The sequence below is a fragment of the Paenibacillus macerans genome (assembly GCF_050565405.1).
Lineage (GTDB): Bacteria > Bacillota > Bacilli > Paenibacillales > Paenibacillaceae > Fontibacillus > Fontibacillus macerans_B.
Genome location: NZ_JBNYYG010000002.1, coordinates 168,054 through 185,924, shown reverse-complemented (window position 1 = coordinate 185,924; position 17,871 = coordinate 168,054). Strand labels below are relative to the sequence as shown.

Annotated in this window: 21 protein-coding genes; 19 read left to right on the top strand and 2 right to left on the bottom strand. The window is 53.9% G+C overall.

The features are described 5' to 3' along the window. Nucleotides 1-3: 3 nt before the first annotated feature. The 4 genes from ACQ4N8_RS02770 to ACQ4N8_RS02755 all read left to right on the top strand — a co-directional run bounded on the left by ACQ4N8_RS02770 (nucleotide 4) and on the right by ACQ4N8_RS02755 (nucleotide 4,118). The gene (locus ACQ4N8_RS02770; RefSeq protein ID WP_430702786.1) at nucleotides 4-717 is read left to right on the top strand and encodes a cytochrome c biogenesis CcdA family protein; all 714 of its coding nucleotides are present in this window, start codon (nucleotides 4-6) and stop codon (nucleotides 715-717) included. A gap of 128 nt (nucleotides 718-845) precedes the next feature. Next, a complete protein-coding gene (mntR, locus tag ACQ4N8_RS02765; RefSeq protein WP_430702785.1) occupies nucleotides 846-1,271 on the top strand; it encodes a transcriptional regulator MntR in 426 nt (141 codons plus the stop codon). A 137-nt stretch (nucleotides 1,272-1,408) separates the two neighbouring features. Further along, on the top strand, nucleotides 1,409-3,052 hold the full coding sequence (locus tag ACQ4N8_RS02760; RefSeq protein WP_430702784.1) for a family 10 glycosylhydrolase: 1,644 nt from the start codon (nucleotides 1,409-1,411) through the stop codon (nucleotides 3,050-3,052). Nucleotides 3,053-3,140: 88 nt separating this feature from the next. After that, on the top strand, nucleotides 3,141-4,118 hold the full coding sequence (locus tag ACQ4N8_RS02755) for a patatin-like phospholipase family protein (protein ID WP_430702783.1): 978 nt from the start codon (nucleotides 3,141-3,143) through the stop codon (nucleotides 4,116-4,118). Between the two features lie 53 nt (nucleotides 4,119-4,171). On the opposite strand, the gene ACQ4N8_RS02750 is transcribed toward ACQ4N8_RS02755, so the two are convergent. Beyond that, a complete protein-coding gene (locus tag ACQ4N8_RS02750; protein WP_430702782.1) occupies nucleotides 4,172-4,495 on the bottom strand; it encodes a hypothetical protein in 324 nt (107 codons plus the stop codon). 7 nt (nucleotides 4,496-4,502) lie between these two features. Then, a complete protein-coding gene (locus ACQ4N8_RS02745; RefSeq protein ID WP_430702781.1) occupies nucleotides 4,503-5,501 on the bottom strand; it encodes a DUF1385 domain-containing protein in 999 nt (332 codons plus the stop codon). Between the two features lie 182 nt (nucleotides 5,502-5,683). On the opposite strand from ACQ4N8_RS02745, the gene ACQ4N8_RS02740 reads away from it, so the two are divergent. From ACQ4N8_RS02740 to accB, 15 genes are all read left to right on the top strand, one after another. Further along, nucleotides 5,684-6,223, top strand: a complete 540-nt coding sequence (locus ACQ4N8_RS02740) for a YqhR family membrane protein (protein ID WP_430702780.1) — start codon at nucleotides 5,684-5,686, stop codon at nucleotides 6,221-6,223. A 77-nt stretch (nucleotides 6,224-6,300) separates the two neighbouring features. After that, nucleotides 6,301-6,741 carry a type II 3-dehydroquinate dehydratase gene (aroQ, locus tag ACQ4N8_RS02735; protein WP_430702779.1) on the top strand — a complete coding sequence of 147 codons (441 nt, stop codon included), beginning with the start codon at nucleotides 6,301-6,303 and terminating at the stop codon, nucleotides 6,739-6,741. A gap of 363 nt (nucleotides 6,742-7,104) precedes the next feature. Next, a complete protein-coding gene (locus tag ACQ4N8_RS02730; protein WP_430702778.1) occupies nucleotides 7,105-8,178 on the top strand; it encodes a M24 family metallopeptidase in 1,074 nt (357 codons plus the stop codon). A gap of 163 nt (nucleotides 8,179-8,341) precedes the next feature. After that, nucleotides 8,342-8,899, top strand: a complete 558-nt coding sequence (gene efp / locus ACQ4N8_RS02725; protein ID WP_430702777.1) for an elongation factor P — start codon at nucleotides 8,342-8,344, stop codon at nucleotides 8,897-8,899. A gap of 217 nt (nucleotides 8,900-9,116) precedes the next feature. Further along, on the top strand, nucleotides 9,117-10,370 hold the full coding sequence (locus ACQ4N8_RS02720) for an aspartate kinase (RefSeq protein WP_430702776.1): 1,254 nt from the start codon (nucleotides 9,117-9,119) through the stop codon (nucleotides 10,368-10,370). A 201-nt stretch (nucleotides 10,371-10,571) separates the two neighbouring features. Next, nucleotides 10,572-10,838 (top strand): YqhV family protein, encoded by a 267-nt coding sequence (locus ACQ4N8_RS02715; RefSeq protein WP_430702775.1) that lies wholly within the window; start codon nucleotides 10,572-10,574, stop codon nucleotides 10,836-10,838. A 304-nt stretch (nucleotides 10,839-11,142) separates the two neighbouring features. Continuing rightward, complete coding sequence (spoIIIAA, locus tag ACQ4N8_RS02710; RefSeq protein WP_430702774.1) at nucleotides 11,143-12,141, top strand: stage III sporulation protein AA; 999 nt, start codon at nucleotides 11,143-11,145, stop codon at nucleotides 12,139-12,141. Next, nucleotides 12,134-12,652, top strand: coding sequence for a stage III sporulation protein SpoIIIAB (gene spoIIIAB / locus ACQ4N8_RS02705; RefSeq protein ID WP_430702773.1), 519 nt, complete (start codon nucleotides 12,134-12,136; stop codon nucleotides 12,650-12,652). Before spoIIIAA ends, spoIIIAB begins: the two co-directional genes overlap by 8 nt. 60 nt (nucleotides 12,653-12,712) lie before the next feature. After that, nucleotides 12,713-12,916: a stage III sporulation protein AC gene (spoIIIAC, locus tag ACQ4N8_RS02700; RefSeq protein ID WP_009225775.1), complete on the top strand. Its 204-nt coding sequence runs from the start codon at nucleotides 12,713-12,715 to the stop codon at nucleotides 12,914-12,916. An 11-nt stretch (nucleotides 12,917-12,927) separates the two neighbouring features. After that, nucleotides 12,928-13,317: a stage III sporulation protein AD gene (gene spoIIIAD / locus ACQ4N8_RS02695; RefSeq protein WP_430702772.1), complete on the top strand. Its 390-nt coding sequence runs from the start codon at nucleotides 12,928-12,930 to the stop codon at nucleotides 13,315-13,317. Between the two features lie 29 nt (nucleotides 13,318-13,346). After that, nucleotides 13,347-14,543, top strand: coding sequence for a stage III sporulation protein AE (gene spoIIIAE / locus ACQ4N8_RS02690; protein ID WP_430702771.1), 1,197 nt, complete (start codon nucleotides 13,347-13,349; stop codon nucleotides 14,541-14,543). A gap of 43 nt (nucleotides 14,544-14,586) precedes the next feature. Further along, on the top strand, nucleotides 14,587-15,417 hold the full coding sequence (spoIIIAF, locus tag ACQ4N8_RS02685) for a stage III sporulation protein AF (protein ID WP_430702770.1): 831 nt from the start codon (nucleotides 14,587-14,589) through the stop codon (nucleotides 15,415-15,417). Between the two features lie 22 nt (nucleotides 15,418-15,439). Beyond that, complete coding sequence (gene spoIIIAG / locus ACQ4N8_RS02680; RefSeq protein ID WP_430702769.1) at nucleotides 15,440-16,087, top strand: stage III sporulation protein AG; 648 nt, start codon at nucleotides 15,440-15,442, stop codon at nucleotides 16,085-16,087. A gap of 71 nt (nucleotides 16,088-16,158) precedes the next feature. Further along, nucleotides 16,159-16,971 (top strand): SpoIIIAH-like family protein, encoded by an 813-nt coding sequence (locus tag ACQ4N8_RS02675; protein ID WP_430702768.1) that lies wholly within the window; start codon nucleotides 16,159-16,161, stop codon nucleotides 16,969-16,971. Between the two features lie 354 nt (nucleotides 16,972-17,325). Continuing rightward, nucleotides 17,326-17,814: an acetyl-CoA carboxylase biotin carboxyl carrier protein gene (gene accB / locus ACQ4N8_RS02670; protein ID WP_430702767.1), complete on the top strand. Its 489-nt coding sequence runs from the start codon at nucleotides 17,326-17,328 to the stop codon at nucleotides 17,812-17,814. Nucleotides 17,815-17,871: the final 57 nt, after the last annotated feature.

The window sequence follows — 17,871 nt, the reverse complement described above, 5'->3', positions numbered from 1 at the left end:
CAGATGGCCGATATCCATCTCGGGATTGCATTCGGCGCGGGCGTGGCTTCCTTTATATCGCCATGCTGCCTGCCTTTATATCCTTCTTATTTATCGTATATCACGGGGATGTCCGTACAGCAGCTTAAGACGGAGCAAAGCAACCGTGACGTACGCTTCCGGACAATGACGCATACGCTGGCGTTCATTCTCGGCTTTTCCGTCGTATTCTACACGCTGGGGTTCGGGGCCGGCTTGTTCGGGGAATTTTTTAATCAATACCGCGGTTTGATCCGGCAATTATCGGCGATTTTAATCATCCTGATGGGGTTGTTCCTGATGGGCATTTTCCAGCCGCGGTTTTTGCTCAAAGAACGGAAGATGAACTTGAAATTCAAGCCGGCCGGGTACGTCGGCTCGTTTATTTTCGGCATCGGCTTCTCGGCGGGCTGGTCGCCCTGCGTCGGTCCGATCCTGGCGGCGATCATCGCCATGGCCGTTACAGAACCGGGAACCTGGATCGGGCTGATTACCGCATATACGCTTGGATTCGCGCTGCCGTTTTTCATTCTGGCGTTTTTTATCGGATCGACGAAATGGATTCTCAAGTACTCTGCGGCGATCATGAAAATCGGCGGAGCGCTCATGCTGTTGATGGGCGTGCTGCTGTTCACCAACCGGATGGCGCAAATTACGATCTGGCTGCAACAGATCACGCCCGAGTGGCTGAAGTTCTAGGAGGGGCGAAAGAAAGTGTGCGGACGTGCACTTGCCAACGGACAATCATAACATGTATCATTAACAGAGTAATGTTACCTGCGTACATTGATGTTCGCGTCAACTCATGGAAAAGAGGGAATCATCAGATGCCAACGCCCAGTATGGAGGATTATTTGGAGCGTATTTACAAGCTGATCGACGAGAAGGGATACGCCCGCGTATCCGATATCGCGGAAGGTTTGGAGGTTCATCCTTCCTCCGTAACGAAAATGATTCAAAAATTGGACAAGGATGAATATTTGATTTATGAGAAATACCGGGGCCTTGTCCTGACCAGTAAAGGAAAAAAAATCGGCAAACGGCTTGTGGACCGGCATCAGCTGCTGGAGGAGTTTCTCGGCATGATCGGGGTCGAGCACGAGAACATCTATAAAGATGTCGAAGGCATCGAACACCATTTAAGCTGGGACTCCATTACCCGCATTGCCACGCTCGTGGAATATTTCAAACGCGACAGCTCCCGCATCCGCGATTTGGAAGGTGTGCATCAGGAACTGTTGAACGAATCATAGAAGAAGCATCTGTCTTTCGGCCAAGGCAGATGCTTTTTTTCTGTTTTTAGGGATCGGAGCGCAACTCTTGCGTGACCCGGAACGTTAAAATAGAAGCAAGCGGTTTGTCCGTACATATTATCGTTTGGAGGTTACTGATGAAATTTCGCACTTGGTTTATTCCTCTGTTGATTCTGGTGCTGTTATGGCCGAACGTCGGCAAAGCGCAGGCGGCAGCCGCGTCCGACATTCAAATTATTCTCGACGGGTCGGTTTTGTCTACCGATACCTCTCCTTACATCAAACCGAAAGTGAACGTCACCATGGTTCCGCTTCGCGTCATCAGCGAAGGCTTGGGGGCACAGGTGGCCTGGTCGCAAGCCGATAAGTCGGCAACGATTCAAAAGGACGGCAACACACTGGTCTTGAAAATAGGGTCGCCCACGGCAGAAGTCAACGGGAGCTTGATCAACCTGGACGCTTCCGTGGAAAACAGCAAGGGGCGCACGATGGTGCCGCTGCGGTTCGTCAGCGAACAGCTGGGCATCGGCGTCGACTGGAACCAACAAGCCCGGACGATTACGCTGACTTCCGGCCAAGGCGGGTCCGCAGAGACGCCGGGCGAGCCGGGTTCGGGCGCGGACGATCCGCAAAGCGGCGTGCCGCAGCAGCCGCCGGCCTCAGGCGGCACCGACAACGACTTGCGCGGGGTCTGGGTGTCCACCGTATCCAATCTGGATTGGCCGAGCAAAAGCTCCTACGGCCAAGCCGAAGCGCAAAAAGCGGAATACGTGAAACTCCTCGATGAAGTGCAGGCGATGGGGATGAACGCGGTGTTCGTCCAGGTGCGCCCTTCGGCAGACGCGATTTATCCTTCCAATCTGGTGCCGTGGTCCTCATATTTGACGGGGACCGCCGGCAAAGATCCGGGGTACGATCCGCTTCAATTCCTGATCGAGGAAACGCACCGTCGGGGCATGGAATTTCACGCCTGGTTTAATCCCTTCCGCGCCAGCACGGGGGGAGACGCGAGCAAGCTTCCGGCAAACCATGTCGCGGGTCAACATCCGGAGTGGATCGTGAAATTCGACGGCAAGCTGTATATCAATCCGGGGATTCCGGAGGCCCGCGAGCACGTGATCAACGCCATTATGGAAGTCGTTGACGGCTACGATATCGATGGCGTTCATCTGGATGATTATTTTTATCCGACGGGAGAAACGTCAAGCAAGAAATTCGGCGACGATGCGACCTACAAAGCCTACAATGCCAAGAACATCGCGAGCAAAGGGGACTGGCGACGCGATAACATCAACCAGTTCGTGCAGACCTTGGGGCACAACATCGATCAGGTTAAGCCTGAGGTTTCCTTCGGCATCAGCCCTTACGGAGTTTGGCGGAACAAGGCGACCGATCTGACCGGTTCCGATACGAGGGCTAGCGTCACGGCTTATGACAGCACCTATGCCGACGTTCGCGCCTGGATCAAAAACGAATGGGTCGATTATGTAGCCCCGCAAATCTACTGGAGCATGACGCGAAAAGAAGTGCGGTATGACCTGCTGGCCGATTGGTGGGCCGGCGAAGTCAGAGGGACGGACGTTAAGCTGTATATCGGCCACGCGCCGTATAAGCTGGGAACACCGGAGATCGGTTGGTCCACCGCCCAGGAGATCATCGATCAACTGGAATATAACCGGCAAGTTCCCGAGATCGGCGGGAGCATTTTCTTCAGCGCGAAGGACCTGCGCAAGAATCCGCTTGGCCTGATTCCATTGCTGCAATCCTATTACGGGCTATAAGCATTGGTCTTAGTCATACGAACAGCCCTTGCCGACATACATAAGCAGTAGGCCTATGTATGCTGCAGGGATGGGGTGAACGCGCCTGATGCTGATGAACGGAGTATTTGAAGGCGGCGGGGTGAAGGGGATTTCCTTGGCCGGCGCGGTGAGGGCAGCCGAGAAGTATGGCGGCAAGTTCCACCGCGTGGCCGGAACCTCGTCAGGTTCGATCGTAGCTTCGATGGTCGCCGCGGGATATAACGCGGATGAAATGAAGGATATTATTATTTCCACGTCGTTTACCCAATTTCTCAAGCGGGCGCCGATCTTCAATATGGCGCTGATCGGTCCGGCACTCCGGGTGCTGCTGAAGAAGGGATTGTATGCCGGCGAGGCGCTGGAGGACTGGATCAGGCAGATTTTGCTGGCGAAGGGCGTTCGGACGTTTAGCGATCTGGAACAAGGCAAGTTGACCATTATCGCTTCGGACATTACAAGCGGCAAAATTTTGGTGCTGCCGGACGATTTGGAGAAAATCGGCATCAGTCCCGGAGCGTTTGAGGTCGCCAGGGCCGTCCGGATGAGCTGCAGCATTCCTTATTTCTTCGATCCGGTGCTGCTGCGTTTGCCGCCCAAGCTGGCGAAAGGGAAGCCTTTTCCCGATCAGTTCCTGCATATCGTCGATGGCGGGCTGCTCAGCAATTTCCCCTTGTGGCTGTTTGACCGGGAAGAGCCAAGGGGAGGAGAGAAGCGGATTCCGACCGTCGGCTTTCAAATGGTGGGGAAGAACGGCAATAAGCCGCACGGCATTTATGGCCCGTTCTCGATGCTGCAGGCGATCGTTGAAACGATGTTATCCGCCCATGACGAGCGGTATATCGAGCAGTCGAACCGTTACCGGACGGTCAAGATCCCGACGCTGGGCATCGGAACGACCCAATTCGACATCAGCCAGGAGGAAAGCCTGCTTTTGTTCGAGTCGGGATTTCTGGCCGGGGATCGGTTCTTCGGAAGTTGGAATGCGCAGTACTACGAGGAGCAGTTCAAAAAATACCAGCAGGCGCATGCCGCCGCACAAAAATAAGCAAAAAGGACGGAGTCGGGAAATCCCGGACTCCGTCCTTTTTGCCTACCGGATTAATGATATTTCGGCAAATCGTCGTCGTTTTTGCCCTTCTGGCCTTCAATGACCTGAAAAGGATAAGCCTTGCGTTTCTCGCCTGCCGCCGGACGGCGTTCCGCGTTCACTTTGGCCATTGTGCGGGCGGAAGGCTTGATTTTGGGCTGCGGTTTCCGGTACTTCCGCGGGGGAAACTTATACAGCAGGAATACGATGCCGACAACGGCAACGGGAACAATGACGCCGCCCCAAGCGATCGTGTGCCGGATAAACAGCCCGTCAACGATGCCGAAAGCAACCAAGAAAACGATGACCCAGAACATGATGCCTTGTTTTTTCATGCATTCATCATCCTTTCAAGGGATCCAAAGCGGAACTAACCGGCGTCTCCATCACATTGACTTCTTCCAGGCGGGCATCCAGCTCGCGCATCCGGTTAAACGAAGCGATTGAAACCTCGACTTGTTCGTCGTTCGGCTCCTTCGTCGTCAGCAGCTGCAGCCAAAGCCCCGGGTACCCCAGGAAGCGCAGCAGCGGAATGTCGCGTACGGCGTTGGTAAACCGCAGCAGCTCGAACGAGATGCCGATGACCAGCGGAAGCAACAGGACGCGGATGTACATCCGTTCCCAAACGTTATCCCAGCTAAATATCGGCAGCGAATAAATGACGACGCCCACGATCACGGTCAGAATAATGAAGCTGCTGCCGCAACGGTAATGAAGGCGGCTGTACTTCTGTACGTTGGCCGGGGTCAGTTCCTCGCCGGCTTCATAAGCGGATATCACTTTATGCTCCGCGCCATGGTACTGGAACAGGCGTTTGATGACCGGCGTTTGCGAGAAAATCCATAAATAAGTGAGCAGAAGGACGATTTTGATAACGCCTTCGATCAGGGTATGCAGCGTCTGATTGGCAAAAGCATGCTGGAACAAATATTGTTCAAGCAGCGCGGGAACCAACGTAAAAATAAGTTTGCCTACTATAAAAGAAAGGACCCCGGCGATGGCCACGCCCACCAGCATCGTGAGCGAGAAGCCGGACTCTTCTTTTTCCTTTTGTTTGGCGCGTTCTTCCGGTTCCATTTCGTCATCCGCCATCGCTTCCGCGGAATAATTCAGGTGCTTGGAGCCTTTGGCGCTGGAATCGATAATGCTGACAAGTCCGCGGATCAGCGGAATTTTGCGCAGCCGTTTGACCCAATCCTTGTCCTGCTTCGGCACCTCCAAAAAAGTAATTTCTCCGGTTTTGCGGCGAACGGCTGTCACATTGACATGTTTTCCGCCGAACATAACGCCTTCAATAACGGCTTGACCGCCGTAAATCGCGGGTGCAGATTGCTCAGGCAAAAATTTCACCTTCCTACAATGATATAAGTTTTGTGTGACTGAAGCGGCGGACATCATATTTAGTAATGATTCCATTGTAACGGACTTTACGGGCAAATTCTAGTTGGTTTAGTCTTTTTGGAAATGCGCATACTAACCTTCAAAAATCAAAAGAAAATATTTCTATGGAAGGAAGGGAACGTATGAAGCAAAAAGCGCGGAGATCCAACGTTTTTGCCCAGCCTTGGCGGCAGCAGCGCCGCGAACATACTAATATTTGGCTGTTTTCTTTGGAAATCGGGTTATTTGCGGGGCTGATATGGGGAGGAGTCAAGGGCCTGTTTTATTACATGCGGTTTACGACGATACTGCCGGGCTACTTGGTGGAACCCTTCTTCAAAAACTCGTTCCTGCACAGCCGGTTCGGTTATTACGTCGGATGGTTGTCCTTCATCGTCTTTTCGATCTTGGCAACCATGCTGTATACGGTGGTGTTCCGGAAGCTGAAGGGGCCGGGACCGGGCATCCTGTACGGGATGGTATGGTGGTTTCTGATCTTTGCCGTGCTGGGGCCGTTGTTTCAAATGACCCGTCCACTGCCGGAGCTCAGACCGATCACGGTGATCAGCGAGTTTTGCTTATATTTGCTGTGGGGCCTGTTTATCGGCTATACCGCGGCGGAGGAATATACGGACGAGCGGCAGCGCGAGCCGAAGAAAACCCCGAATAACGCGCTTCAGTAAGGACAAAAAAGCTTCTCAAGCGACTCTCTTCTATGTTAAAATTACTTTTGGTTATTTTTCAGGAAGGGGGAGCAGCAATGTACCGCATCCTGGTGATGAACGGACCGAATTTGAATCTGCTCGGCGTTCGCGAGCCCGGCGTTTACGGATCCGAGAAACTTAGCGACATTGAACAGCATCTGGAGCAGCTGGCCGCGGCCAACGGGCTGGAGCTTTCGTTTTTTCAATCGAACCATGAAGGCGAACTGATCGACCGGATTCATGCCGCGTATGGGAATACGGACGGCATTCTGCTCAATCCGGGCGCATTGACGCACTACAGCTACGCCCTTAAGGACGCCCTGACATCGGTCAATATCCCTGTCGTGGAGGTGCATTTGTCCAACATTCACGCCCGGGAAGCTTTTCGGCATACCTCGGTGATCGCGCCGATCGCGGTGGGACAGCTGGCCGGTTTCGGGCCGTACGGCTATGATTTGGGACTGTTGGCGCTGATACGCCATTTGGATCGTGCGTAGTGGCTTTCGGACGGGTTACGGATCAGACGCTAAAACTTAATTTCAAGTGCGTGTTCAAAAAGTCAGGTTTTCAGCACCAAAAAGGTTGAATTCAAGATTCGATGTCGATTAAGCTTCATGATAAACTTTGTGATCCAAAGATGACTTTTTGAACTACCGTTCCAATGAAAGTTCAAAAAGTCAGGTTTGGAGCACCGAGAAGGTGGGATGAAGCTAGGGACGGAGTAGCGGAGCGTAGACAGATCTACGTGAGCAACGGAAGGCCCGGCTGAATTCAAGATTCGACGTCGAGTCCACTACCATGTAAAAGCTTCGTGATCAAAAGATGACTTTTTGAACTACTCTACAAAGGGAGAGTTAATTATGGCGAGCACTCGTGTTACCCGGCTTCGCGAAGCGATGAATGCGCGAAACATCGAAGCCGTGCTGACTACCGGAGAAGTGAACCGCCGCTATTTGACGGGCTTTACGGGCAGTTCCGGCTACGTTTTGGTTACTTTGCAAAAGGCCTGGCTTTTAACGGACTTCCGTTATTTAACGCAAGCGGCCGAGCAAGCCCCGGATTTTGAGATCGTCGATCACGGGGCATCGGTGACGGGGACGATCAAGTCCTTGCTGGATCAGGAACAACTCAAACGGCTGGGCTTCGAGGAAGACAATCTCGTGTATGCCGCGTACCGTACTTACGAAAGCGAGTTAAGCCCGGTGACGATGGTGCCGTTGAGCGGGCTGGTGGAAGAACTGCGGATGTTCAAGGACGACGCAGAGCTGGCTTTTATGAAAGAAGCTGCGGATTTGGCCGACCGGACCTTCGTACATATGCTGGATGTGCTTAAACCGGGCGTGAGCGAATGGGATGCCGCGCTTGAGCTGGAAACCTTCATGCGCAAGAACGGTGCCACGGGAACCTCGTTCGATACGATCATGGCTTCCGGAGAACGTTCGGCTTTGCCGCATGGCCGGGCAAGCGAACGGATCATGCAAACGGGCGAACTGGTGACGATGGATTTCGGCGCGCTCATGAACGGGTACTGCTCCGACATCACGCGGACGGTTGCCCTGGGTACGCCAAGCGCCAAGCTGCGGGAAATTTACGATATCGTGCTGGAAGCCCAATTGCACGCGCTGGAGTTTCTCCGCCCGGGCATGACCGGACGCGAAGCGGATGCCTTGGCCCGCGACGTAATCACGCGCTACGGCTACGGCGACCAGTTCGGGCACAGCACCGGGCATGGCCTTGGCATGGAGGTTCACGAAGCTCCCCGCGTATCGAAGGCCAGCGACACGATCCTTAAACCGGGGATGGTCGTTACCGTGGAGCCGGGCATTTATTTGCCGGGCATCGGGGGCGTTCGCATCGAGGACGACGTCGTCATCACGGAGACCGGCATGCGCCGATTGACCGAGTCGACGAAGGACTTCATATCCCTCGGTTAAATTGCCGGCGGCTTCGGCCGAAGGCGGGAAGCCTGATTTTACGTATTTTGGCAGTGCTCCCTGAGTGCGGGGTAACAGCAGCTGACGCAGGCAACTTGAATTTCGGGTATTTTTCATTCACAATTTTAATAAATGGTGTTAACCCACTTGAGGAGGTACTTTCGTGATTTCAGTAAACGATTTTAAAACAGGCTTGACCGTCGAGGTAGACGGCGATATTTACACCGTGTTGGATTTCCAGCACGTTAAACCGGGCAAAGGCGCGGCATTTGTCCGCTCCAAGCTGAAAAATTTGCGCAACGGCAACACAGTGGAGAAAACGTTCCGTGCCGGCGAAACGATCGGACGTGCCTTGATCGAAAACCGCGACGTGCAATATTTGTATGCCAGCGGCCAGGAGCATACGTTCATGGACAACGAAACTTACGACCAATTCACGTTGACGTCGGATCAGTTGAAATGGGAACTGAACTTCCTGAGAGAAAACATGAACGTGAAGATCGTTAGTTATCAAGGCGAAATTCTAGGGATCAACCTGCCGAACAGCGTTGAGCTGAAAGTCATCGAAACCGAGCCGGGCATCAAAGGCAATACGGCAACCGGCGCTACCAAAAACGCCAAGGTTGAGACAGGCCTTAACGTTCAAGTCCCGCTGTTTATTAATGAAGATGACGTCCTGTTGATCGATACGCGCGAAGGCAAGTACATTTCGCGGGCATAAGCGCCGCCGCAAGGTTTTAGCGGCCATAGACTCCGTCTGGTGCGGGGTTCCTGGCATAACGGCAGCCTCCTCCACCTCATCCGGGTGGAGGAATTTTTATTAATGTCGGCAAAAGCATTGACGACATTCGGGTCTTTCGTATTATACTGGTTTAAAGCGTTACTGGTTCAAACGGTTGAATGCTCCGACGATGGAGCACCATTAGGGAGGGTCTGACTTGGCTTTATACGTGATGAAATTTGGTGGCAGTTCCGTGGGCGATACGGAGCGGATGCAGCGCGTTGCACGGCGCGTTGTGGAGAAGCAGAAGGAAGGGCACCAGGTCATGGTAGTCGTCTCCGCGATGGGAGACACCACGGATGACCTCATCGACCAGGCAAAACTGCTCGGCAAAGAACCGCCTTTGCGGGAAATGGATATGCTGATGACGACCGGCGAGCAAATCTCCATCGCGCTGTTGGCGATTGCCATCGATGCGCTGGGGGCAAAAGCCGTTTCTTATACGGGTTGGCAGGCCGGCTTCCGTACGGAAGCCGTACACGGGAAAGCGCGGATTACCGATATCCGTCCCGAGCGGGTGCTGAAATCGCTGGAAGAAGGCTGCATCGTGGTGGTCGCCGGGTTCCAGGGCATGACCGAGGACGGCGAAATCACGACGTTCGGCCGCGGCGGCTCGGATACGACGGCAGTGGCTTTGGCCGCAGCGACTTCGGCCGATTATTGCGAGATTTACACGGACGTCGACGGCATATACTCCACCGACCCGCGAATCGTCAAAAACGCGCGCAAGCTGGATGAAATCTCCTACGACGAAATGCTGGAACTGGCCAACCTGGGGGCCGCGGTGCTCCATCCCCGCGCGGTGGAATACGCGAAGCATCATCAAGTTCGGCTCGTTGTCCGCTCCAGCTTTAACTATAATGAAGGTACGGTTGTGAAGGAGGAAGCTAAAATGGAACAAGGTGTGGTAGTCAGCGGTATTGCTTATGATAAAAACGTGGCCCGTATCAGCATCTTGGGCGCATCGCACATCCCTGGCGTACTGGCGAAGGTATTCGGCTCGTTGGCCAACGAGAAAATCGACGTCGACATCATCGTGCAAAGCGGCGTACAGGATGGCAAGGCGGATTTTTCCTTTACCGTAGCTTTGTCCGACTGCGATAAAGCGCTTAGGGTCCTGCAGGATATTCGCGGCGAACTGCCTTATGAAGAGGTGACCTCGGAGGAAGGCCTGGTTAAGGTATCGATCGTAGGGGCCGGCATGGTCAGCCATCCGGGCGTAGCCGCGCAAATGTTCGACGTGATTTCCAAGGAAGGCGTGAACATCAAAATGGTCAGCACTTCGGAAATCAAAGTATCCTGCGTCATCGACGGCAGCAAATTGAACGAGGTCGTCACGGCGCTGCATACCGCCTATGGCCTGGATACGGAAAGCCAAGCCTTCGTCGGCGGTCCCAAAGATCGCCGATAAACCCGGCGGCAGCCTATTGTCATCACGGAAATCCCCTCAAGCGAGAGCTTGGGGGGATTTTTTTGTCGTGCAAACGTGTCGTCTCACGTCAGCCTCAAGTTGATTTCAACGTTTTAAGAGAAAACAAACCTTCTTTTTTAATAAAAAGAGATATTCAGGCATATCGTTAAGAGAGTGGATGGGGACAAGAAGGAGGTTATTATGCTCGATAAATTTGTAACCGGCATGGCAAGCTTACGAATCTTCTCGGGAACGATAGAGATCTTGGCGGCGCTGCTTATGCTCAAACTGGGCAGGGTCGACAAAGCGCTGGCCGTTAATTCCGCGCTGGCATTTGTCGGACCGACCGTATTATTGGTGACGACATCCATCGGGCTTGCCGGCATGGCCGACAAACTGTCCTGGGGAAAGATGGTTTGGATCGGGTGCGGGGTAGCGTGCCTCTTAATCGGGATTTTGAAGAAATGATAGATTCCCTAGCATAAAGACAAAGTACAGGCATACACATGTGATATAGCAAAAGCACTAAGAGGTAAACAGTCTCTAAAAGTAACATCCGCTAAGAGTAAGAGTTCAAAAAGTCAGGTATTTAGCACCGAGAAGGTTGGATGAAGCTAGGGCATGAGTAGCGGAGCGTAGGTGAGCCTACGTGAGCAACGGAAGGCCCGGCTGAATTCAAGATTCGACGCCGAATCCACTTCTTGATCCGCTTCGTGATCAATAGATGACTTTTTGAACATCCGCTAAGAGTAAGAGTTTTGGGGGTACGCCTATGAACCCGAGTTGGTTAACCGTATTTCCCGACAACATCCGGGCTTTGCTGCTTAAGCTGCCGCCTTCTATCTTTCCGGTTTTGGAAGAGGTTCGCATCCGCGAGGGACGTCCGCTCGAGATCAACGCGAGCGGCCGCTACTACTTCCTGTCGCCGGACGGAGACATGACGAGGAATCCCGACGCCGCGTACAAGCCGGTCAAACAGGACGGCAACCGCCTGCTGGATCTGATCACCAATCATTCACTGTATACGATGGAAGAAGAGCTTCGCAAAGGATTCATTACGATTGCGGGCGGCCATCGCATCGGACTGGCCGGCAGGGCCTTGCTGAGCGGGGGGAAAGTCGAGCATCTGCGCGATATCAGCGGCTTTAACTTACGGATTGCAAGGGAAATCAAAGGCATCGCCGATCCGATCCTGCCGAAGCTGCTGGATTTCAAGCACAAAACGGTGTATCACACGCTGATCCTCTCGCCGCCGCAGCATGGAAAAACCACCTTGATCCGCGACTTGGCGCGGCAGATCAGCAGCGGGACCTGGGGGCATCCGGAAGCCATGTGGCCGGGACTCAAGGTAGCGGTCATCGACGAGCGCTCGGAAATTGCCGGCAGCAAACGCGGGGTCCCGGGCTTTGATGTCGGGCCGCGAACCGACGTGATGGACGGCTGTCCGAAGGCGGAGGGGATCATGATGATGATTCGTTCCATGTCGCCGGACGTGCTGATTGTCGATGAGATCGGCCGGCCTGAGGACGCCGAAGCGCTCGCCGAAGCGTTGCATGCCGGAGTCAGGGTTATCGCGACGGCACATGGATCCGGCGTGAACGATTTAGCTTCGCGACCGGCGCTGTCCAAGCTGTCGGAGACCTCCTTTTTCCAAATGTACGCCGTGCTTGCGCGGACGGAAAAGGGACTGGCTTTCAAATTGTGGGACGGCAAGCGGCGGGGGATGCAGTCGCCCGGCACGGAATGGAAAGGCAGGGAAGAACATGCTTAAAATGTTCGGGGCCGCGCTCGTCCTCTTAACCGCCACGCTGGCGGGCTGGCTGCAGGCCAGGCAATACGCCAACCGCCCGAACCAGATCCGCCGGCTGATTCTTGCTTTGAAGCGGCTGGAGACGGAAATTATGTACGGCTTTACGCCGCTGCCGGATGCCTTGCGCCGGATCGGCGAGCAAAGCCAGGAACCGATTCGGGCCGTGTTCGTGTCGGCTGCGGACAATATGAGTTCAGCAAACCAATGGACAGCCCAAGAAAGCCTGGAGCAAGCCGCAGTGAAGCTGTGGAAATATACCGCCATGAAAGCGCCCGAGCAGGAAGTGATCCGGCAGCTGAGCTATACGCTCGGGACAAGCGACCGGAAGGACCAGCTCGGTCATCTGGCCACGGCGGTCCGGCAGCTGGAAGGCGAAGAATCCACGGCACGGGAAGAACAAGCCCGCTATGAAAAAATGTATCGAAGCCTGGGTCTATTGTGCGGAGCGTTCATCGTCATTTTGTTCTACTGAATATCATTTCCCTCCACGGCTGATTGTCGCCTGTGAAATCGTTAGTGAGGTGCCAAATCAATGAACATAGAAGTGAACGCCATTTTTCAGATCGCAGGCATCGGCATCATTATCGCCATGATCCACACGGTGCTGAAACAGATGGGAAAAGAGGACATGGCGCATTGGGTTACGCTGATCGGATTCGTCGTCGTATTGTTCATGGTCATCCGGCTGCTTGACAGTCTGTTTCAGGAAATCAAATCGATCTTCTTATTCCAGTAGGTGAGCTCCCAGTGGAAATCATCCAAATCGTAGGGCTCGGACTGATCGCAACAGTGCTGATCCTGGTCATTAAAGAGCAAAAGCCGATGTTCGCCTTCCTGATCGCCGCCAGCACGGGTATCCTGATCTTCCTTTATTTGATCGGCAAAATCGGCGGCATCATCGAGGTGCTGGAGGATTTGGCCGAGAAATCCGGGGTTCAGATGATTTATCTCAAAACGATCCTCAAGATTATCGGGATCGCCTACATTGCCGAATTCGGGGCGCAAATCGTGCGGGATGCCGGGCAAGAGAGCATCGCGAGCAAGATCGAAATGGCGGGGAAAATTCTCATCATGGTGCTCGCCATCCCGATTATCAGCATCATCATCGAGACCGTGATCAAGCTGCTGCCGGCGTAAAAGGTTGCATCAGAATGGGGAGAAGGAAGATGATCGCTACGAACGAACGTTGGCGCGGCAAAACGCTGGTTTTGATCTTTATCGGGGTTTTGCTGTTCTGGTACATGCCGATGGTTTCCTCCGCCGAAGGGGCGGATGACAACTGGATCCAGCGCCAGGCCGAAGAGCTCCCGACCGACCAGGTAGAATCGTATTGGCAGCAGCTGATGAAAGATTACGGCGGTTTTTTTCCGGATCAGAAAGTCCCTTCTTTTATGGAGATGCTTCTCCAGCAGGACCAAAGCTTCAGCTTGAAGTCGGGATTAACGGGTCTGATGCGATATATGTGGCATGAAGTGCTGTATAACGGACACATCCTGGTGACCATCGTGCTGCTTTCGATTTTCAGCTTGATCCTTGAAACATTGCAGACGGCATTTGAACGCAAGCAAGTCAGTAAAGTCGCCTATGCGATTTGCTACATGGTGATTCTGGTACTCGCGATCAACAGCTTCCATGTCGCGATCCAATATGCCACGAATGCGATCAGCGGCATGATCGACTTTATGATGGCGATGGTGCCGCTGCTGTTCACGCTGCTGGCTTCCATGGGCAATGCGGTGACCGTGACCGTAACGCATCCGCTGGTCGTGTTTATGGTTCATGCGGTAGGTACGGCCGTGCACATGGTGGTGTTCCCGTTGCTGTTTTTCTCGGCGATCCTGCACATCGTCAGCTCCTTGTCCGACAAATATAAATTAACGCAACTGGCCAATCTGCTCCGCACCGTCAGCATGGCTCTGCTGGGAATTCTGCTGACCGTCTTTCTCGGCGTCATTTCCGTCAAAGGCATTACCGGCTCGGTGGCGGACGGCGTTACGCTGCGGGCGGCCAAATACCTGACCGGCAATTTCGTGCCGGTGGTCGGCAAAGTATTCGCCGACGCCACGGACACGGTCATATCCGCTTCGCTGCTCGTCAAAAACTCGATCGGTCTGGTCGGCGTAATCATTTTGCTGTTCCTCTGCGCGTTCCCGGCGATCAAAATCATCACGCTCGCGCTCATCTTTAACCTGGCGGCCGCGGTGATGCAGCCTCTGGGCGACTCGCCGGTGGTGACTTGTCTGGAAACGATCGGCAAAAGCATGATTTACGTCTTCGCCGCGCTGGCTGCGGTCGGCATGATGTTTTTTCTGGCGATCACGATCATGCTGACCGCGGGCAACATCACAGTCATGATGAGGTGAACTGAAGCGGGTTCGCGAACAAACACGGGGTGGTGATGAAACGGTGGACTGGCTGGCGGAATGGCTGAAGGAAATTATTGCTGTCGTGCTGATTGCGGTATTCATCGAATTGCTGCTGCCCAATCGGGCGATGGAGCGCTACGTCAGGTTCGTCGTCAGTCTGCTGATCCTGCTGACGCTGCTTTCCCCGGTGATGAAGCTGTTCTCGCCGGATGCGAAAGAGCGGTTGGAAGCGGCCTTTTCGAATAGCTTTGAAGGTCTGGGGGATGAGAGCGTGAACCGGAGTACGGAAGCCATACTGCAGCAAGGCGAAGAGCTTCGCCAAAAGCAGGAAACCGAGGCGCTGCAATGGGCGGGCGAGGAGGCGGCAAGGCAGATGAAGGAGCAAATCGAGCGGGAAACGGGACAACCGGTGGAACGCGTGTCCGTGAAACTGGTGAACAAGCCGGCAACATCGAAGGCCGGAAATAACGGTGCCAATCCGCTTGCAGCGGAGCCGGCCATCTCCTCGGTGGAGGTGGTCATGGCGCAGGCCATGCCGGAGGAAGGCGGCGCTGAACACGGTGCATCCGGACGGGGGCCGGAGATATCGGTAACACCGGTGGAGAAAATACAGATCAGCGTGAGCGCCGAAGAAGCTTCCGGCAAGCCCGCAAAGACAGCCGGCCATGACCAGGCGGTATCCAGCGCGGCGATGGCCGGCTCCGATGACGAAGCGTCGGCCGGAACCGTACCTGAGGGGGAAACCGGGGATTCGTTGTCGGGGGAGAAAGAGCAAAATCAGCAGCGCCTGGCCGCGCAGATCGAAGGCTTGCTCGAACAAAACTGGGGCGTGGGCAAGGATGCGGTGACGATTGTCCACCCGCAGGGGTAACGAAAGATAGGAGGTGAGGGTCGTGCCGGGATGGCTGAAGAAGCTTGAACAATGGTTAGGGCGAGGATCGGAGGGCAAAAAAAGCGTAAACACGTTCCGATTATTGTTGATTCTCGGATTGGTCGGGATCGCCATCATGCTGTTCAATTCGTTTGTCCATGTCAAGCAGGTCGACACGGAGGGCGATGGCAGCAGAGAACCGCCCATGATGCAGGAATTGACCGGCTCGACCGGATCGGCCGGCGGAACGGAAGGCGACGATTTCAGCAGCATCGAAATGACGCTGGAGAACAAAACCAAGGAGATTTTGGAGAAAATCGTCGGCGTCGGCGCCGTCGACGTCCTCGTGACGATAGATTCGACGGAGGAGATCGTCGTCCAGCGCAATGTGAAGGACTCGCAGGAATTGACGGAAGAAAGCGATGCGGACGGCGGCAAAAGGCACATCACCCAATACACCCGGGACGGCCAGATCGTGACCTATGAAGCATCGGGAAGCGAGCAGCCGATCGTAACCAAAAAAATCAAACCGAAAGTACGCGGCGTGCTCATCGTCGCCAGGGGAGCCGAAAACAAAACCGTGAAAAGCCTTATCGTCGATGCCGTCGAAAAGGGCTTGAACGTACCGGCATACCGGATTTCCGTGGTACCGCGCAAACAGTCCCAGTAGCGGCTGTTTCCATATAGGGGCACTAAGAAGAGGGAGCTTTTTATAACAAACCATTTAGGAGGAATTATTCTATGAAATCCAAAAGACAAACGATTTGGCTGGTATCGATGTTAAGCTTGATGGTGATTTTATCCGCGTATTACCTGTTTACGGAAGACGGACCTCAGGCGTCCACGCCAACCGACGGGCAACAGGTCAGCACCACGAATAACGCCACGACGCAGGAAGGAATGCCGGAAGGCAGCGGTACGACCGCGGACGATGAAGTGATCCTGTCCGAAGTAACGACGGACGGCGGAGAAAGCGACGGCGCCGTTACGGACGACATGGCTGCCGAGGAGCAGGCCGCCGGTACGGAAGGCAATGACAATCCGGATGCTGCGGCAACGAGCGAGGGAGCTCCGGCGGCCAATGGCGGTACTGATCAAGCGAACGCCGATAAGGCGGCCGAAGGCACGGCGAATGCAGGCGACAAGGAACAAACGCCGACGGACGAGGATGTCCTAAACCAAATGGAAGCGCAAGGCGTATCCTCCACGGACACGCTGACCGCTTATCAATTCGATCGTACGCAAGAAAATATGAAGAAGACGGAAGAGTTGATGCAAGCGATCAACGATGATAACAAAACGCTGGATGAAGCGGTGATGGCCCAACAAGAATTGAACGCCTTGGAAGAGAAGGAAGAGAAGATTTACGATATCGAAGAAAAACTTAAACAGCAATACGCCAACGCCGTGGTAACGGAGTCGGACGACAAATACAAAGTCGTCGTCGTCAGCGAGAAGATGGAAGCCAAGGAAGCCGTGAGCATTATGGATCTGGTCATCAAGGAGCTTGGCGTTTCCCAGGACAAAGTCAGCGTACAATACGTCACGCAGTAATCCGATAATCTTGTAAACATCGAACCAGTTAAACCCATAGTCAGAAAGAGTCCGAGGTGAACTTGGGCTCTTTCCATTTTGATCGATTATGATATAATACATAAAGTTATGAACTGTAAATGGTTGTAAGCCCAGGCTTTCCCTAAAAGTAGGAGTTCAAAAAGTCAGGTTTGGAGCATCGAGAAGGTTGGATGAAGCTAGGGACTGAGTAGCAGAGCGTAGACAGATCTACGTGAGCAACGGAAGTCCCGGCTGAATTCAAGATTCGACGTCGAGTCCGCTTCATGACTTGCCTCATGATCGAAAGATGACTTTTTGAACAACCTCTACAATGTTGAAGGAGAGAGTGAGAATATGTTTAAGTTAAACGAAATCAAAGAATTGATCGAACTGGTGGACAAAACATCCGTCCATGAACTAGAAATCGAAAACGAAGGTGCCCGATTGTGCATCCGCAAACCGGGCGTCAGCGAAGTTGTCCATGTACAGCCGCAAATTGTTGCCGCTGCGCCGCAAAGCATCCCGGCCGTCTTGCCGGCGCCGGTTGCGCAGGAATCCGCCCAAGCCGCCGAAGCTGCACGCCCTGCACCGCAAGCCGCCAACTTACATACCATAGCTTCGCCGATGGTCGGGACGTTCTACCGTTCTTCTTCGCCGGAGTCGCAGCCGTTCGTGAACATCGGAGATAAAGTGGGCGAGAAAACCACGGTGTGCATCATCGAAGCCATGAAACTGATGAACGAGCTGGAGGCCGAAATGAAAGGCGAAATTACGGATATTCTCGTAGAGAACGGACAGATGGTCGAATACGGACAACCTCTCTTTTTGGTGAAGCCGGAGTAAGTTGAAGGCAACCGCCCTATTTAAGCCAGGGCCGCTACCCTAGCTTTCCAAAGGAGG

What these genes read in the sequence shown, in the direction of transcription:
- ACQ4N8_RS02770 (WP_430702786.1), top strand. Translation starts at nt 4, where the DNA reads ATGGCCGATATCCATCTCGGGATTGCATTCGGCGCGGGCGTGGCTTCC.
- mntR (WP_430702785.1), top strand. Translation starts at nt 846, where the DNA reads ATGCCAACGCCCAGTATGGAGGATTATTTGGAGCGTATTTACAAGCTG.
- ACQ4N8_RS02760 (WP_430702784.1), top strand. Translation starts at nt 1,409, where the DNA reads ATGAAATTTCGCACTTGGTTTATTCCTCTGTTGATTCTGGTGCTGTTA.
- ACQ4N8_RS02755 (WP_430702783.1), top strand. Translation starts at nt 3,141, where the DNA reads ATGCTGATGAACGGAGTATTTGAAGGCGGCGGGGTGAAGGGGATTTCC.
- ACQ4N8_RS02750 (WP_430702782.1), bottom strand. Translation starts at nt 4,495, where the DNA reads ATGAAAAAACAAGGCATCATGTTCTGGGTCATCGTTTTCTTGGTTGCT.
- ACQ4N8_RS02740 (WP_430702780.1), top strand. Translation starts at nt 5,684, where the DNA reads ATGAAGCAAAAAGCGCGGAGATCCAACGTTTTTGCCCAGCCTTGGCGG.
- aroQ (WP_430702779.1), top strand. Translation starts at nt 6,301, where the DNA reads ATGTACCGCATCCTGGTGATGAACGGACCGAATTTGAATCTGCTCGGC.
- ACQ4N8_RS02730 (WP_430702778.1), top strand. Translation starts at nt 7,105, where the DNA reads ATGGCGAGCACTCGTGTTACCCGGCTTCGCGAAGCGATGAATGCGCGA.
- ACQ4N8_RS02715 (WP_430702775.1), top strand. Translation starts at nt 10,572, where the DNA reads ATGCTCGATAAATTTGTAACCGGCATGGCAAGCTTACGAATCTTCTCG.
- spoIIIAA (WP_430702774.1), top strand. Translation starts at nt 11,143, where the DNA reads ATGAACCCGAGTTGGTTAACCGTATTTCCCGACAACATCCGGGCTTTG.
- spoIIIAB (WP_430702773.1), top strand. Translation starts at nt 12,134, where the DNA reads ATGCTTAAAATGTTCGGGGCCGCGCTCGTCCTCTTAACCGCCACGCTG.
- spoIIIAC (WP_009225775.1), top strand. Translation starts at nt 12,713, where the DNA reads ATGAACATAGAAGTGAACGCCATTTTTCAGATCGCAGGCATCGGCATC.
- spoIIIAE (WP_430702771.1), top strand. Translation starts at nt 13,347, where the DNA reads ATGATCGCTACGAACGAACGTTGGCGCGGCAAAACGCTGGTTTTGATC.
- ACQ4N8_RS02675 (WP_430702768.1), top strand. Translation starts at nt 16,159, where the DNA reads ATGAAATCCAAAAGACAAACGATTTGGCTGGTATCGATGTTAAGCTTG.
- accB (WP_430702767.1), top strand. Translation starts at nt 17,326, where the DNA reads ATGTTTAAGTTAAACGAAATCAAAGAATTGATCGAACTGGTGGACAAA.